Source organism: Novosphingobium sp. G106, from assembly GCF_019075875.1.
Taxonomy (GTDB): domain Bacteria; phylum Pseudomonadota; class Alphaproteobacteria; order Sphingomonadales; family Sphingomonadaceae; genus Novosphingobium.
On record NZ_JAHOOZ010000001.1, the window covers coordinates 1,897,847 to 1,911,877 of the forward strand.

A 14,031-nucleotide genomic window follows, 5' to 3' on the forward strand; every position below is an offset into this window, starting at 1 on the left:
GCGCAATTCGCCGATTGCACAGTCCGGCTGGAGGGGCTCCGCCTGCCAGGCTAATGCGGTCATTTCCCTTCCACGCACGGGGCCTCGCTCGCAGCCCAGGCCACGGCATTGGTCAGCAAGGCACGGTAGTGCGGTTCCGCGAACGCGGCGGCCTCATGCCCCATGGCGGTATAGAGCACCCGGCCGCGGCCGACGCAGTGGCTCCAGACCACAGGGTGGTCCTTGCCCATGGCAATATCCCTCATAAGTATATCGCGGGGCTTGTAAGTCGTTTCATCTACCGTCGCGAGGACTTGGTACCCTTTGTCCCGGACCGACTTGTGGAACGAGTACCATTCGTCCGCTCGCTTCCACTCGCCCGGCAATCCGCTAGTTACCGGATCCGCGGCATTCTCAATCCGAACAGTCGCCGCCGCGATACCGGGCCAGCCGATATGATTGGCGAATTGCGCGCCAATCACTTGGTCGACGTACCAGGGCAAACGCTGCGAGCCGTCGCCCGCGGCATGGATTCCCACGAAGCCGCCGCCACTTATGAGATAGGTCTTGAACGCTTGCCACTGCAGCGGCGTCAGCATGTTGCCGCTGGCGTTGCTGAAGACGACGACCCGGAAACGCGCCAGCTGCTGGGGATTGAATACGGCACCGTTCTCGGTCTCGTAGATACCCCAACCCCGCTCGCGCGCGACCTCGCGGAACATCGTGTTTGCCCCTTCGATCGCGCCTTCGTGGCGAAAGCCGTTGGTCTTCGAGAAGATCAGAATCGCGGGCGACCTGAGGTCGTCGGGTAACCTCGGCGGGACCGTCTCATAGACATTCACGCCGTGAATCGCGCGGTAGGTTATGGGACCGATCCAGATCACCAGCCCAAGCACGATCAGAAAGAGCAAAATCGCCGCCCAGCGCAGGATACGTTTGAAAAGTTTCATGGCCGGGCCTTTATCAAGAGCACGAAATGGGCGCACACAGCTGAAAGGCGCTGCGCCATAAATGCAGACGACCGACCTGTGCGCAGCATCGCCAACCCCGTTCGCGCATGCACCTGAAATTTGGCGACTGCTGTCAAACGCCGCAAACGGACTTGCGTGATCATTCGGCCCTCGTTAACGCTACCAAAAATAAAATGCAATGAACCTAAAGCAATACTGTCAACGCACTTTGGCGCCGTCCAGGAGAGATGTGAATGGAAAAGGATGAGCTCGCTGATCTGACGGCCGGCGCCGCCGCGGCTCGCATTGAGGGGGGTTGCGACAAGCACTTCCGCAGCCTGGCATGCGGCCTCCAGTCGGCGCAGCTTCATCCGCGGCGCCGTTCTCTCCATCGGCAGCGCAGGCCTCGCATTTCCTGGATGGGAAAAGCTCCTGGCTTCTGCCGCTGGCAAGGCTCCGTTCCTGGGGACGGCCCGCTTTGCCGTGCTCGACGCGGTTGCCGAAACTATCATGCCGCGCACAGATACGCCGGGTGCGCGCGACGCTCTGGTGCCAGCCCGTTTCGATGCACTCATGCGGGCCTGGGCGTCACCGCAAACCCAGTCAGACTTCCAGCGCGTGCTCGACGAGATCGAAGTCGCCGCCCGGCCGGTCGATTCCAAAGGAATTGCAGCCCTGTCGGCACCCCAGCAACTCGAGATCGTCAGCGCCTACGACCGGGCGAAGATGAGGGACCCGGCGTACAATCGGTTCAAGACGCTCATTCTCTCGCTCTATTACATTTCGGAACCGGGAGCGACGCAGGAACTTCGCTACGAACATGTCCCGGGCGCTTGGGAGCCGTCCATTCCCGTGACCGCGGATACCCGCGCCTACGCCATCGATGTCAGCGTTTGAAGGACCATTGAAATGTTCGATGCAATCGTCGTCGGCTCCGGCATCAGCGGTGGCTGGGTCGCCAAGGAACTCACTGAAAAAGGCCTGAAGGTCCTGCTGCTGGAACGCGGCCCTAACATCGAGCACATTACCGACTACAAAGACGGTCTCATGCCGTGGGAGCAGGAGAACGAAGGCCGCGTTCCTGAAGACGAGGCCGCCCGCGACTATGCGATCCAGAGTACGGTCTATCCGTTCAGCAGCGCGAATAAAACGTTTTGGGTCAACGACCGCGAGCACCCTTATTCCACGGCCGAAGGGAAGCCCTTCACTTGGATCAGGGGATTCCATTTGGGCGGCCGCTCTCTGATGTGGGGCCGTATGTCTTTGCGTCTAAGCGACCTCGATTTTAGCGCGAACAAGAAGGACGGTCATGGCTCTGACTGGCCGATTCGGTACGCAGATCTCAAGCCGTGGTACGACCATGTCGAGGCCTTCGCGGGCGTGTCGGGATCGACCGAAGGGTTGGCGCAGCTTCCCGATGGCGATTTCCTCAAGCCCATGGGGCTCAACGACGTCGAAGCGGACTTCAAGAAAAAGATCGAGGCCCGATTCCCCGGGCGCACGGTAATTCCGCCGCGTGTAGCGAACCTCTCGGAGGCGCGCGAACAGCACACCGATCTGGGCAGAAGCCCCTGCCAGTACCGCTCGCAGTGCCATAACGGCTGCAGCTACGGCGCCTATTTCTCCAGCCTTAGCGCGACGCTTCCCGCAGCGCAGAAGACGGGGAATTTGACTGTCGTCACGGACGCCATCGTCGACAGCGTCATCCATGACCCCAAATCCAACCGCGTGACGGGTGTCCGAGTGATCGATGGCAAGACGAAGCAGGGCAAAACCTACGATGCCAGAATGGTCTTCCTCAATGCTTCGACCATTCCGACCGCGCAAATCCTGTTAGGTTCAAAGAGCGCCGCTTTCCCCAATGGCCTTGCTAACAGCTCGGATATGGTCGGGCGCAACCTGATGGATCATCTCGGCGGAGCTTTCGCCATGGGTGTCTATCCAGGCTTCGAGGACCGCTATTATCGTGGCCGCCGGCCGCAGGCGAACATCATTCCCAGGTATCGCAATGTCGACACTCAGGAAGATTACCTTCGCAGCTTCGGCATGGTCGCCATGGCGTTCCGGTCCAACTGGAAGTTCGCTTCCATGGCGCCGATAGGCGTCGGTGCGGCAGCTAAGCAACGGATGCGTGGGCCTGGCCCCTGGATGCTTTTCGCTGGCGGCGGTGCGGAAATGTTGCCCAATCGCGACAACCGGGTGACCTTGCATCCCACCCGCAAGGATCAGTGGGGCATGGCCATTCCGCATATCGAGTGCGCGCCCGGAGACAACGATCGTAAGGTCGTTGCTGCCGCGCAAGCCGACGCAGAGGCAATGCTCACGGCTGCGGGCGCACATATTATCGCCAAGGGTCAGGGTCCGGGCAGTCCTGGCGTGACGATACACGAAATGGGCACCGCACATATGGGCACCGATCCCAGGACATCGGTGCTGAACAAATACAACCAGGCCCACGACGTGCCGAACCTTTTCATCACCGACGGTTCTGCCATGGCCTCCAGCGCGACCCAGAACCCGTCCCTGACTTATATGGCGCTATCCGCGCGGGCAGCGCACCATGCGGTGGAGTTTCTCAAGGCCGGGAAAATCTAGGCTGACCAGGCCAGCGGGAAGTGTGGGACTCGGTTGCGATAGTGCCGAAAACAGCCAGCAGAGCGCTATTTCTCCCACTCTGAAAAGAAGGCCCGGACGTTGTCGTCCGGGCCTTTGAAAGTTTTGGGAGAGGATGCCTGAAAGGCACGTCCCTTGTCGGCGGTTACTGACATTGTTGCAAGTGCGAAATGCGATGCTGCAGTTGCGAAATATGCGAAAGCCTGGACCTCTACATTACCGCGAGTCCGATGCATCACCGTCAATGGCGCCATCAGCGAACCTGCCGGAGAAAAGGAAATGGGCGCCCCCGATTGCAGCCAGGAGACCTCATTCGGCGCGATGCCGGAGACGCTTGGCGCATCTTGTCGATACCGGAAGGCTACGATCGGCACGCCGACCGAGCCGAGTGCCGGTACGAGCGCCAGTCGCTCGGCTCGCTTCAACTCAATGGTACCCGGGCCGAGCCATGGGCCAAAAACGGCCGCATCGAGAACTTCGTGATTGCGGATTTGCGGCCGTTGGATCCCGGGGTGCTGGACGGCAAGAACTAAGGCGCAAGGGGTTCGGCGACAGGATTTCAGTCAGTAGCGCTGCTGGCGCTGGTACATACCGCGGTAGCGCTGAACGTGTGTGGTGCGCAGGCCCAACAAGCCCGAACGATCGACAGCACGCTGCCAGGACGAAAATTCCTCGAGCGTCAGTGCGTAGCGTTCGCAAACTTCCTCGATGGTGAGCAGGCCTCCATTTGCAGCCGCCACCACTTCAGCCTTGCGGCGAGCAGTCCAGCGCGAGATTGTGAGTGCCGGCAGCAGATCCATCGTCAACAATTCGCCGAGCGGCCCGATTACCGTCGCGCGACGGAACGCCTGTTTTCCGTGCACATCACACTCCCCGGGGGAACCTCTGCAGCTGCGATGAGCGCTGCAGATCGGAGGCGGCGATAAACGAATGGTGTTAAGGCGAAGTAAGGCTCGCGCGGCTGGCCGCTACTGCGTCACCGGTCAGGTGCCACCGTCCGCTCGCGATTGCCAGGTAGCGTGTCCGGAGCGCTTTCGCGCTCCTCGACGATGACGATGCGGGTCGCGGCGCGGTCCAGAAACTGTGCTTCGTCCTTCGCGATGATCTCTGCCATTTCGGGCGAAACGATGTTGTCACGGTGATCGCGCCAATTTCCGTCTAGGTCATACCAGACCTCCGTGATGCAATCGCAGTCGGCCAAGCCAACCGACCGATCCACAATGTAGTTGCGCCTGTAACGGATTAGTGGCCCTTCGAATGACGAGGCCAAGGGAACATGGCGGTTCTCATAGTAGTCCTGGAAGTCCTCGAGACTCATTCCGGGCTTGCGACTGAGCAGCAAGATCATCTTGATCATCGTGTCATCTGCCCTTCCTCGTGTATGGGCGCGGGCGCTTTGACAGCCTGAAAGCCCGTCCGCCTGGCCTCGAACGCACCTCGTCTCGTTGGGCTGGGATTTCAGCCCTTCTTGACGATATTGCTCGGCACCAGTGTGGGCTGCCCGTGGAGCAACTGGTTGGCGATGATGGCATAGTGCATCTCGCTCGCGCCCTCGGCAACGCATTGCGCACGGGCGTCGCGCATGTAGCGGTTGACCCCGGTCGAATCCATGATGCCGCTGCCACCCCAGAGCTGGAGCAGCTTGACGCAGACGTCGAAGGCGGTCTCGCATACGAAAGTCTTGCAGACGTTCGACATCGCCGGCTGCATCGTCCCAGCCTCGAAGGCGCGGACCGTATCGTAAAGCAGCGCGCGCGCCGCAGCGATCTTGCCGTGGGCTTCTGCAAGCCAGAACGACACCGGCTGCAATTCGGACATCTCGCGGCCATAGAGTCGGCGCTGCTTCACCTGCTCGAGCGTCTTATCGAACAGGCCCTGAGCGCAACCCACCGAAACCGCACAGTGCGCTAGCAGGTTGGCGGTATTGGCCGCGCGGTGCGAGAAGCCACCGGTCAGGATGTCGCCGAGGATGTCGTCCGCTTCGAGATAGACGTTGTCGAAGGCGATCGGCCCGGTGTTCGTCCCGCGCCAGCCCAGCTTGTGCTCGTAGGGCGCGACCTTGAAGCCCTCGTCCTCGGCCTCGACGATGACGCAGCCGTAGCCTTCGCTGCCCTCGCGGTCCTTGGTCTTGCACATGACGAGGTAGGTCCTGGCCGAACCCTGGGTGCAGAACAGCTTCGAGCCGTCGATGCGATATCCCCCAAGATCGTTAGACTCGTCGGGTATGACCTTGGTCAGGTGCGCAGCGATATTGGCTGCGCCGCCAGGCTCGCTCTGTGAATAGGCCATCAGCCTCTCACCAGAGGCTGCTATCGGCAGGATGCGGCGCTTCTGTTCCTCGGTGCCTAGGATCTCGACCGTCCGCGGGCACAGCACGATCTGCACCGTGAGCATGCCGGCGAAGGAGGGGCTGGCCTTGGCGATTTCCTCGCTGACCAGGCAGACCGAGACCAGATCCGCGCCCGACCCGCCATATTCCTCAGACGTATAGAGTCCGTAGAGGCCGAGTTCCGCGGCCTTGCGGACCAGTTCGTCCGGCGTCCGCTCCTCGGCGTCGATCTGGTTCGCGACAGGCTCGACTTCCTTGCGCGCGAACACTGCCGCCATGTCGCGCAGCGCGCGCTGGTCGTCGCTCAGCCAATCTAGCATTACCGGTTTCTCCCCACGTACATTTGTGGCAAGCGTAGAAATGAATCGGGGGAAGTGCAATTCATTGATTGCGATATCGCCGCCGTGTAACCGACGTGGGAGTGCAATGATCGCCGATCTCGACCGTACCGCCGCGACTCTGCGGGACCTGCTGCCGGGCGGCAAGGCGATCACCGGTATCCGGCCGCTGACCACGGGCTTCTCCAACGAGACCTATCTGATCGAAGGCGCTGACCTGATCCTGCGGCTGCCACCCTCGGCCGGCGCCATGCTCGACGGTCACGGCGTGATCGCCCAGGCGGCGATCTACAGCGAGCTCGGCTCGGCCGCGGGCGCTCCGCCCGTGCCCGATATCGTGCTGTCCTGCGAGGATGCTTCGGTGCTCGGCACGCCGTTCTTCGTCATGGCGTGCGTGCCGGGCGAGTCGATCCACGACATCGATCTGCAACCCTGGTTCACCGCGGGCAGCGACGATTTCCGCCGCGGGATATGCCGGCGCTGGGTTTCGGCCTTCGCGGGTCTGGCGAAACTGGCGCCGCTGGAGGTGCTGGGCAAGGTCGTCTCGCCCGAGGACGACGCGCGCATGTGGCAGGCCTTCGCCCGGGCCGCGAACTGCGCGCAGCTTGTCGAGCAGTACGATCGCCTGCTGGCCGTCCCCGCCCCGCGCAGCGGGCCGCCGGCGGTGGTCCACGGCGACACCAAGCTGTCCAACCTGATGTGGCGGGATGGCGAAGTCAGCGCCGTGCTCGACTGGGAGATGGCGCTCAACGGCGAGCCGCTCGCCGACCTCGGTTACATGCTCTATGGCTTCGAGGGCTCGTACCACGGATCGACGACGCCGCAGCAGCAGCCGGGCATGCCGGGGCGCGATCAGGTGATCGCCTGGTGGGAGGAAATGTCCGGGCGCTCGGCCGAAGGGGTGTTCTGGCACGAGATCGCGCAGATCGCGAAGATTACCGCGATCATCGCCGAGGGTACCAACATGTGGGTCACCGGCCGCAGCCAGGACCCCAAGCTCGCCTATTTCGCGAAGAATCTCGATTACTACCTCGGCGTCATGCGGGCCATGCTCGACGGCGGCGGGTTCTGAGAGGATGTCCATGATCCCGACCATCGCCCCGCTGACCGATGCGGACGAGTTGCTCAACCACCAGATCGTCAACACCCACGCCACGGTCGGCTCGGCCGATCGCGCCTGGACCGAGAAGGTCTGGTTCGCCCTCGCCCGCAAGGACGGCGGGCTGCAGGCAAGCTTCGGGCTGGGCAAGTACACCAACCGCAACGTGCTCGATGGCTTCGCCGGCGTGCAGATCGGCACGCAGCAGCGCACCGTGCGCGCGAGCCGGGTGCTGCGGCCGCAGATCGAGGACCTGAGCGTCGGTCCGCTCTCCTACGAGGTGATCGAGCCGTTCAAAGCCATCCGCATCACCCTGGCCGCCAACGCCGCGCAGCCGCTCGCCTTCAAACTGACTTTCACCGCGACGATGCCCGCCTTCTTCGAGAAGCGCGATGCCGTCTATGCCGCCGGCCGCGCTGCGTCCGACGTCATCCGCTACCACCAGGCCGGCACGGTCTCAGGCTGGATCGAGATCGACGGCACCCGCCACGCGGTCGATCCCGACGAATGGTTCGGCTTCCGCGACCACAGCTGGGGCATTCGCGAGCATGTCGGCAAGGACCCGACCGACCTCGTCCCCGGCAACATTGGTGCGACGGGCGGCAGCAAGGCGGGCCCGGCCTATCACTTCAATTGGCTGGTCTCGCGGATCGAGCGGCCTGACGGGTCGTCATACGACCTGGCCTATTACTTCCGCGACTTCGGGGGTGAAGGCCCGCCCGAATTCTTCAGCGGCTATATCAACGAGAGCGATGGTACGCAGATCCCGATCCTACACCTCTATCCCGAGATCGCCTATCGCAAGGGCGACAGGGGGGCGATGTCGGGCCGGGTCACAGCGATCGTCGCCGGCAAGGGCAAGTCGGTGGTCGAGCGCGTATTCGAGATCGAGGCGCTGAACCCCGAGATGGGCTTCCGGCTGCTGCCGGGCATGTACGGACCCTGGAAGGACCAGATCCATGGCAGTTTCAAAGGCGAGGACTTTCTCGACGGCGAATGCGTCGACGACGTCAACAGCCGCGACAAGACCGCGGAGAACTACCGCTGGCAGATCCGCGACCGCCCGATCCGCATCCGCGAGGGTGCGAACAGCGGCTACGGCGACATGGAAGCATCATCATCGGTGAATATCCGGGCGTGACGCTGGTTTGATCAAACCGTTAGCTCTGACCGACGCCGTGCCCGGTCTGAGCGGCATCGCGCCGCAGAGCGAAATCCTGCTCCTCGACCGGGTCGACGGCCTAATTATTCAGTCGGGAGCCCGCGCGACGCTGTCCTGAGCCGAGGTTCGCAGCCGCTGAGGTCCGCCCTTCTCCGCAAGAACGGCGAAGCCCCCTCGCCCCCAACGCGCCCTCAGAGCCAGGCATCTCCCCTCGAATGGACGCGCGACGCCTTCCACCGTTGAGCCAATTTGGGTTGAAGCGCGGCCTTCACGCCGGGGCCGAGGTCATCTTCGGCGCCGGAGTCCATGGCCCTCCAGGCAAGACCGCTGATCAGCCGGCTTCCCTGAGGCGCGCCTTCATCCACCTTGCCGCATCGCGCAGTGCTTCTCCGGCCGCCGGGACCAAGGCTGCGGCCGCGAGATAGCCGTGCAGCATGGACGCGTCGCAGCGGACCGAGACGGTGACACCGCCTTCCGCCAGACGGCGGGCATAGGCCATTCCTTCATCGCGAAGCGGGTCGAACTCAGCGAGGACGATCATCGCCGGCGGCAAGCCGGCCATCGTTTCTAGGTGCAAGGGCGAGATTTCCGGCAAGTTGCGGTCCGTCCCAGGGGGGCAATAATGATCCCAGAACCAATGCATGTCTGCTGCCGACAAGAGCCAGTTACGGCCTCCCACCTGGCGGTAGGACGGAGTTTCAAAATCATGATCGGTGACGGGATAAGCGAGGAACTGGCCGGCCAGGGCCGGACCGGCGGCATCGCGCGCGCGGATGGTGCAGGCAGCGGCCAGGTTGCCGCCTGCACTTTCGCCGGCCACCAGCAGGGGGCCGGGAAAGGCTTCCGCCGCCCAGTTGAGCGCAGCCCAGCAATCGTCGAGCGGTTGCGGATAGCAACACTCGGGCGCCAGTCGGTAATCCACGCTGACGATTGTGCTGGCCGACAGGCCGGCGAGACGACGGCAAGTGGCATCGGTCTGGTCGAGGTCACCGATGACCCAGCCGCCGCCATGAAAGAACACGCAGGTTCCCAGCGGCTCGACCGCGGGATGATAGATACGCAGGGCGATCGGGCCATGCGGCCCCTCGATGCTCCGGTCCTCTACCGCGCGCAAGTCTGGCAGGTCGGTCGGCGGCGGGGCGGCCGCGATGCCTGCCCGGAGGAGCTCGCGCGCGTCGTTCGCCGAAAGCTGGTGGAAGTAGGGGCGTCCGGCCGCCTCGTTGGCGTCGAGAATGGCCTGGTAATAGGAATGGGGTTTCATCGCCGGTTCCTGCTTGGCTCAGACTAAAGTGAATGCATAGGCCTGCACATCGGGATCGAGGAACTCGATCCCGATGGTGTGATCGCCAAACCACGCCGATACACCCACACGTTGCCTAAGCGGCGCTTTATTGAAATGCAACGAAGCAATAGCGTTATGGAAGGGCAACCCTGAGGCCGAGGCTCTAGCCGGTCGCCAGGGCACCACCGTCGACCGGGAGACAAACGCCCGTCACATAACTTGCCGCCGGGGAAGCCAGAAAAACGGCGGGTCCCGCGATCTCAGGGGGGATTTCCCGCGCGCCCGAGCGGCATCCTCGTCTTGAACATCCGCTCCATCTCTGGCGTCTTCAGGTTCTCGTTCGTCTCGGTGAGGAAACCTCCCGGCATGAGCGCGTTGCAGGTAATCCCGAGCGGACCGAACTCGGCGGCAAGGCTTCGCGTCATGGCATTCATCGCACCTTTGACGATGATATAGGCTGCGTCTCCTACCCGGCCGCGCAGCGCCGCGATCGAACTGACGTTGATGATCCTGCCGTAGCCGCCCTTGCCCATGACGGGCGCGGCGAGCTTTGCCAGCGTGAAGGCGGAGACCAGGTCTACATCGAGCATGCGGCGCAGTTCTGCGCTCCCGATATGCTCCAACGGCTCGCGCATGCGCACGCCGACATTGTTGACGAGGATATCGAGCCTGCCGGTCTCGCAAGCGATCTTGTCCAGCGACCGCGCCGCGAGAGTTTCGTCGGTTACGTCAAAGCAAGCGACCGCGACTTCGACACCGAGCCCTTGGAGGCGCCTGGCAGCAGCCTCCAGCCGTTCGTCGCTCGTGCCGTTTATGTAAACGCGGGCGCCTGCCGCTGCCATTCCTCGCGCGATCTCGAACCCCAGGCCCCTTGCGGATCCCGTTACCACTGCAACCCGGCCGTCCAGCCGAAACTCTTCCAACATTTTGCCTTTCCTGCCGCTCTCTTGCCGCCCTCGCCAATCAAGACGGGATCGGCCTCACATGCCAGCCTAGCATGCCAGCCTCACATGTAAGCCCCACAGGCAAGCCTTGCATGCTGGATAGCTGCATCCCGGCAGGCTGCGACCAATCTGCGGCTTGCAGCCTGCTGCGGCAAAACAGTGTCGCAGAAACGTTTCACTTGGCCAGCAAGCAGGATCCATGGGCTTGCAAATTTGGATCGCTTCGCGGTTCAAAAGCCGAGACTTTTCAGGAGATGATGGCGCGCTTTGCCCAGTAAGCGCCTCAGACCAAATCCGTATATACGCAGATCAACATGCGTAATCATGGATTTGAGCGTCGATCGCCACTTTTGATTGCTCCGGGGAGCCAGAGAACACTAGACCAGCTTCAGCAACTTGTAAGATCAGGAATTCACCATGGAACTTGGTTTACTCTACGAATTCGACGTACCGCAGCCTTGGGCCGGCGAGCATCCGTGGGGCCAGCGAACTGAAGAACGCCGGGTCTACCGCGAGAACATCGAGCAGATCGTGCTTGCCGACAAATTGGGCTTCGAGGCAGTCTGGCTGGTCGAGCACCACTTCCGCGAGAACCGCAGCCACATGCCGAGCAACGAAGTCGTGCTGGGCGCGCTTTCGCAGATTACCGAGCGAATCAAGCTGGGCTTCGGCGTCGCTCTTATGCCGCACGAGTTCACCCATCCCGCGCGCGTCGCCGAGAAGGTCGCGACCGTCGACCTGCTGTCTCGTGGCCGCGCTATCTGGGGCATGGGCCGCTCGACGCCAATGGAGCAGATCGCGTTCGGCGTCGACATACCCGCGAGCAAGGAGAAGATGAAGGCCGCCGCCCGCACGGTCGTCGGCATGTGGCGGGAGGAATATTACGAGGAGCACTCGGAGTATCTCGACTTCCCCAAGCGGATGGTCACGCCCAAACCCTACCAGTATCCACATCCGCCCGCCTGGATGGCCGCGGCGACCGCAGGCAGCGCGGCTATGGCCGGGGAGAACGGCCTGGGTCTCCTGTGCTTCTCGATCATGCAGCCGCTCGACAAGCTCAAGGAGGTGATCGACGCCTATCGCGATGCCCAGAAGACTGCCGTGCCCTTGACGGCGGTTCAGACGAACAAGGTCGGCGTCTACACACTCGTCCACTGCACCGACACGCGCGACAATTTCGATACGGACCGCGTCTGGGAGTCGATGTGGTGGTGGTACAAGGGGATCGCCGAATTCCACCTCAAGTGGGAACTGGCGCATCTCACTCCCGAGCAGCAGGCAGCCGCCTTTCCGCTGCTGGAATCGCGAGCACGCGGTGAATTCGACATCACCGAGTTCGACCGCGAAGACATGGTCATCGTCGGAACGCCCGACGAGGTTCTCGAAAAGCTGATGCGCTACGAGGAGGCCGGGGTCGACCAGCTGCTTTGCTACCTGAACTTCGGCTACCTGCCGCACGAAGCGGTCATGCGCTCGATCGAGCTGCTGGGCACCAAGGTCATTCCGGAGCTGAAGCGGCGCGGCGCGGTCCGCCTCGCGCAAGGCCTGGAGGAGCAAATCCGCAAGGCCGAGCACCGGACCGACACCGAAGCCCTTTGGGCGGAAGACGTGAAGCTCGATCACTTCCCCGACTGAGAGAACGTCATGAGCAATGCACTCTTCGGCCTGGCCGATAAGCACGTCCTGGTCATCGGTGGCGGCCAGGGAATGGGCGAGGCCGCGGCGCGCCTCCTCTATGAACTCGGTGCCAAGGTAGCCATACTCGATCTCGAACTGGAACGGGCCGAGCGGGTGGCGGCCAGTCTCGGCGAAGGGGCGAAGGCAGCCTTCCCTGTGGCCGCGGACGTGACGGACGAGCAGTCCCTCGTTGCCGCCATTGCTCTTGTCGAGCGCGAGCAAGGTCCGCTTGACGGCATGGTGTCCGTGGTAGGCATGGCAGGGTGGAGCCCGATCGTGGACATGACCGCCGAGGTTTGGGACCGCGACCACGAGCGTAACCTGCGATACTTCTTCATCGCGGCCCGCGAGGTAGCGCGAGGCCTCATCAAACGCGGTGCGCCTGGGACCATGGTCGCCGTCGCATCGGTCGATGGCATTCGCTCTGCTCGTAACCACGCGGCTTACGGCGCCGCGAAGGCCGGCCTCATCAATCTCGTCAAATCGATGGCGTCGGAATGGTCCGAGCACGGCATAAGGGTCAACTGCGTGGCGCCGGGCGGCATCGTCACCCCGCGCATTCCAGCAGGAGACGCCGCGCGCGAGCGCGAGATCATGGCGCTCGTACCGATGCAGCGCCGCGGCAGCGTCGAGGACATCGCGAAAGCGGCCGCCTTCTTCCTCTCCGACCTTTCGCCCTATGTGACGGGGCAGACCCTGGCGGTCGACGGCGGGGCGACGGCGTTCGGGGACTTCAGCGCGAGACCGCTTACTCCGCTTTGAAGATCACGCGCAAGAAGCGTAGCCGGAGCACGGCCCTGACGGCGCGATCAGGGGCCTGCGTGTGCGCCGCCGGGAGGTTCCTCGCAGACCGGGCCGCCCAGCAGCCTCGTCACGGATTCTTGCATGATCGCGACCAGTTCGCCGCATCGAGGCCGAATCTCCTCGGGCGATCCCGCGATGCCCAGGACCGTGGGAACCCGCAGTCCGGACATGGGCAATGGCATGGCGATCGACCAGACCTCCCCGTCGGTGCTCGGCCCATCGGCAAATCCGTCCTCACGGATCCGGGCCACCCCTTCGAGCAGGGCCTTCAGCTGGGTGTCGGGAACGCGCGCCCGGTTGGCAAGGCGGGAAACGCCAGCGTCATCCAGCATCGAGAGATAGGCGCTGCCGATCGCCGAACCCAGCAATGAGACGCGCAGGCCCCGGGAGGCCGTCTTGCCTTCGGGGATGGCGGAATCGATGATCTGCATGAAGAGGTCGTTGGGCGTGGTTACCGTGACGACGAGGCCCGTCTGCTGCTGGATTGCGCCGATGAGCTTGCGAAGCAGACCGCCCGCCCCATAGGTCTGTGCGATCCAGCCGCTGAATTCGGTGAGCCTGGGCGATGGCAGATAGGTCTTGCACTGTGCGTCGAAGACGAGATGGCCGGAATCCACCATCGTCTTGAGAAGCTGGTTGGCCGTCGAGGGATTCATGCCCAGCACTTTGCTGATCTCGATGGCCCTGAGCGGCCGGCGCTCGGCGCCGAAATACTCCAGCACGTCGAGCGCGCGCGTCGCCGAACGCGACATGCTCCGCCTTTCGCTGGGGTGCTTCACCTTTACGACCGAATTGGGTCCCCGGATCGAACTGGTTCCTATGAGGCTCATGGATTAGCACTCCTCGTCAGCGTC

The 14,031-nt window shown here is 63.0% G+C and carries 17 protein-coding genes; 8 read left to right on the forward strand and 9 right to left on the reverse strand.

From position 1 onward, the window contains the following. Nucleotides 1-59: 59 nt before the first annotated feature. Both KRR38_RS09110 and KRR38_RS09115 read right to left on the reverse strand, forming a co-directional pair. Entirely contained in the window at nucleotides 60-929 is an 870-nt protein-coding gene (locus KRR38_RS09110; protein WP_217400753.1) for a ThuA domain-containing protein, read from the reverse strand. Further along, a complete protein-coding gene (locus KRR38_RS09115; RefSeq protein ID WP_217400755.1) occupies nucleotides 926-1,300 on the reverse strand; it encodes a hypothetical protein in 375 nt (124 codons plus the stop codon). The genes KRR38_RS09110 and KRR38_RS09115 overlap by 4 nt, the downstream gene beginning before the upstream one ends. A gap of 112 nt (nucleotides 1,301-1,412) precedes the next feature. On the opposite strand from KRR38_RS09115, the gene KRR38_RS09120 reads away from it, so the two are divergent. From KRR38_RS09120 to KRR38_RS09130, 3 genes are all read left to right on the forward strand, one after another. Next, nucleotides 1,413-1,826 carry a gluconate 2-dehydrogenase subunit 3 family protein gene (locus tag KRR38_RS09120; protein WP_309141003.1) on the forward strand — a complete coding sequence of 138 codons (414 nt, stop codon included), beginning with the start codon at nucleotides 1,413-1,415 and terminating at the stop codon, nucleotides 1,824-1,826. Nucleotides 1,827-1,838: 12 nt separating this feature from the next. Then, nucleotides 1,839-3,524 carry a GMC oxidoreductase gene (locus tag KRR38_RS09125; protein ID WP_217400759.1) on the forward strand — a complete coding sequence of 562 codons (1,686 nt, stop codon included), beginning with the start codon at nucleotides 1,839-1,841 and terminating at the stop codon, nucleotides 3,522-3,524. 362 nt (nucleotides 3,525-3,886) lie between these two features. Next, nucleotides 3,887-4,075: a hypothetical protein gene (locus KRR38_RS09130; RefSeq protein ID WP_217400761.1), complete on the forward strand. Its 189-nt coding sequence runs from the start codon at nucleotides 3,887-3,889 to the stop codon at nucleotides 4,073-4,075. A gap of 30 nt (nucleotides 4,076-4,105) precedes the next feature. Here the strand turns inward: KRR38_RS09130 and KRR38_RS09135 are convergent, their stop codons facing one another. The 3 genes from KRR38_RS09135 to KRR38_RS09145 all read right to left on the reverse strand — a co-directional run bounded on the left by KRR38_RS09135 (nucleotide 4,106) and on the right by KRR38_RS09145 (nucleotide 6,191). Further along, entirely contained in the window at nucleotides 4,106-4,405 is a 300-nt protein-coding gene (locus tag KRR38_RS09135) for a DUF1153 domain-containing protein (protein ID WP_217400763.1), read from the reverse strand. 113 nt (nucleotides 4,406-4,518) lie between these two features. Next, nucleotides 4,519-4,899, reverse strand: coding sequence for an EthD domain-containing protein (locus KRR38_RS09140; RefSeq protein WP_217400765.1), 381 nt, complete (start codon nucleotides 4,897-4,899; stop codon nucleotides 4,519-4,521). 101 nt (nucleotides 4,900-5,000) lie between these two features. Beyond that, nucleotides 5,001-6,191 (reverse strand): acyl-CoA dehydrogenase family protein, encoded by a 1,191-nt coding sequence (locus KRR38_RS09145; RefSeq protein WP_217400767.1) that lies wholly within the window; start codon nucleotides 6,189-6,191, stop codon nucleotides 5,001-5,003. A gap of 106 nt (nucleotides 6,192-6,297) precedes the next feature. Between KRR38_RS09145 and KRR38_RS09150 the strand changes: the two genes are divergently transcribed. The 3 genes from KRR38_RS09150 to KRR38_RS36995 are packed head-to-tail and all read left to right on the forward strand — an operon-like array spanning nucleotide 6,298 to nucleotide 8,588. Then, nucleotides 6,298-7,281 (forward strand): phosphotransferase family protein, encoded by a 984-nt coding sequence (locus KRR38_RS09150; RefSeq protein WP_217400768.1) that lies wholly within the window; start codon nucleotides 6,298-6,300, stop codon nucleotides 7,279-7,281. A gap of 10 nt (nucleotides 7,282-7,291) precedes the next feature. Then, nucleotides 7,292-8,449, forward strand: a complete 1,158-nt coding sequence (locus tag KRR38_RS09155; protein ID WP_217400770.1) for a hypothetical protein — start codon at nucleotides 7,292-7,294, stop codon at nucleotides 8,447-8,449. A 7-nt stretch (nucleotides 8,450-8,456) separates the two neighbouring features. Continuing rightward, nucleotides 8,457-8,588: a hypothetical protein gene (locus tag KRR38_RS36995; protein ID WP_256449409.1), complete on the forward strand. Its 132-nt coding sequence runs from the start codon at nucleotides 8,457-8,459 to the stop codon at nucleotides 8,586-8,588. Nucleotides 8,589-8,801: 213 nt separating this feature from the next. On the opposite strand, the gene KRR38_RS09160 is transcribed toward KRR38_RS36995, so the two are convergent. The 3 genes from KRR38_RS09160 to KRR38_RS09170 all read right to left on the reverse strand — a co-directional run bounded on the left by KRR38_RS09160 (nucleotide 8,802) and on the right by KRR38_RS09170 (nucleotide 10,678). After that, nucleotides 8,802-9,731: an alpha/beta hydrolase gene (locus KRR38_RS09160; RefSeq protein WP_217400772.1), complete on the reverse strand. Its 930-nt coding sequence runs from the start codon at nucleotides 9,729-9,731 to the stop codon at nucleotides 8,802-8,804. A 184-nt stretch (nucleotides 9,732-9,915) separates the two neighbouring features. Continuing rightward, a complete protein-coding gene (locus tag KRR38_RS37715; RefSeq protein WP_217407180.1) occupies nucleotides 9,916-10,023 on the reverse strand; it encodes an SDR family oxidoreductase in 108 nt (35 codons plus the stop codon). After that, nucleotides 10,013-10,678 (reverse strand): SDR family NAD(P)-dependent oxidoreductase, encoded by a 666-nt coding sequence (locus KRR38_RS09170; protein ID WP_217400774.1) that lies wholly within the window; start codon nucleotides 10,676-10,678, stop codon nucleotides 10,013-10,015. The genes KRR38_RS37715 and KRR38_RS09170 overlap by 11 nt, the downstream gene beginning before the upstream one ends. Nucleotides 10,679-11,113: 435 nt before the next feature. Between KRR38_RS09170 and KRR38_RS09175 the strand changes: the two genes are divergently transcribed. Both KRR38_RS09175 and KRR38_RS09180 read left to right on the forward strand, forming a co-directional pair. Continuing rightward, on the forward strand, nucleotides 11,114-12,331 hold the full coding sequence (locus KRR38_RS09175; protein WP_217400776.1) for an LLM class flavin-dependent oxidoreductase: 1,218 nt from the start codon (nucleotides 11,114-11,116) through the stop codon (nucleotides 12,329-12,331). A 9-nt stretch (nucleotides 12,332-12,340) separates the two neighbouring features. Continuing rightward, nucleotides 12,341-13,135: an SDR family NAD(P)-dependent oxidoreductase gene (locus KRR38_RS09180; RefSeq protein WP_217400778.1), complete on the forward strand. Its 795-nt coding sequence runs from the start codon at nucleotides 12,341-12,343 to the stop codon at nucleotides 13,133-13,135. 47 nt (nucleotides 13,136-13,182) lie between these two features. Here the strand turns inward: KRR38_RS09180 and KRR38_RS09185 are convergent, their stop codons facing one another. Beyond that, the gene (locus KRR38_RS09185) at nucleotides 13,183-14,007 is read right to left on the reverse strand and encodes an IclR family transcriptional regulator (RefSeq protein ID WP_217400780.1); all 825 of its coding nucleotides are present in this window, start codon (nucleotides 14,005-14,007) and stop codon (nucleotides 13,183-13,185) included. Nucleotides 14,008-14,031 lie beyond the last annotated feature (24 nt).